Annotated in this window: 1 protein-coding gene and 1 pseudogene; both read right to left on the minus strand. The window is 64.3% G+C overall.

The window, feature by feature from the left end; genetic code table 11:
- Nucleotides 1-192, minus strand: a pseudogene (gene narY, locus LPA54_RS39660) (nitrate reductase subunit beta); the annotation flags it as partial.
- Nucleotide 193: 1 nt separating this feature from the next.
- A partial coding sequence (locus LPA54_RS39665; RefSeq protein ID WP_228985252.1) for a hypothetical protein occupies nucleotides 194-429 on the minus strand: 236 nt, incomplete at its 5' end.

A 429-nucleotide genomic window follows, 5' to 3' on the forward strand; every position in this document is an offset into this window, starting at 1 on the left:
GCCCTTCCAGTGCTCCTGGTCCTCGTAGCGGCGCGGGTAACCGACGCCGGGTTTGGTCTCGACGTTGTTGAACCAGGCGTACTCGACGCCGGTGCGGTTGGTCCACGTCTGCTTGCAGGTGACCGAGCAGGTGTGGCAGCCGATGCACTTGTCGAGGTTCATCACCATCGCCACTTGAGCCATCACACGCATGTCAGTACTCCACTTGCTGGCTGCGGCGGCGGATGACGGTGACCTCGTCGCGCTGGTTGCCGGTAGGGCCGTAGTAGTTGAAGGCGTAGGTGAACTGGGCGTAGCCGCCCGCGAGATGGGTCGGCTTGAGGAGCAGCCGCGTGAGGGAGTTGTGGATGCCGCCGCGCTTGCCGGTGACCTCGGTCCTGGGCACGTTCACGTTGCGGTCCTGGGCGTGGTACATGTACACGGTTCCCT

Origin of the sequence: Streptomyces sp. DH12 (assembly GCF_020873895.1) — a bacterium.
GTDB lineage: Bacteria > Actinomycetota > Actinomycetes > Streptomycetales > Streptomycetaceae > Streptomyces.